This is a genomic window from Fictibacillus nanhaiensis, from assembly GCF_023715445.1.
Lineage (GTDB): Bacteria > Bacillota > Bacilli > Bacillales > Fictibacillaceae > Fictibacillus > Fictibacillus nanhaiensis_D.
On record NZ_JAMBOD010000050.1, the window covers coordinates 1 to 398 of the forward strand.

General features: G+C 64.8%; 1 protein-coding gene. It reads left to right on the forward strand.

The window, feature by feature from the left end:
- Nucleotides 1–367: gamma-glutamylcyclotransferase family protein (locus M3196_RS21810; protein ID WP_251324381.1), on the forward strand; the 367-nt coding region annotated here is incomplete at its 5' end.
- Nucleotides 368–398: the final 31 nt, after the last annotated feature.

Sequence of the window (398 nt, forward strand, 5' to 3'; positions counted from 1 at the left end):
GCTGTGGGCGGGTGTCAGGGCGAACGAGAGAGAGAAAATGAAACCGCTATTTGTCTATGGGACGCTCTGTCCCGGTCGCAGCAATGCGCATATTCTGGAGGCGATCGGGGGCGAGTGGCGTCCCGGCTACGTCACCGGCACCTTTTACGCGCGCGGCTGGGGCGCAGCCGCCGATTTCCCGGGGATCGTCCTCGACGCTCACGGCCCACGGGTCAACGGCTATCTGTTCCTGTCCGATCGGCTGGCGGCGCACTGGCCCATGCTGGACGACTTTGAGGAGGGGTACGATCGGGTGCCGGTGGAAGTGACCACCGACGATGGACAGCAGATCAGCGCCTGGATTTATCAGCTTCAGCCCCGGGGGTAATCCCCCGCCGCGCTGCGCGGCATGGTACAGC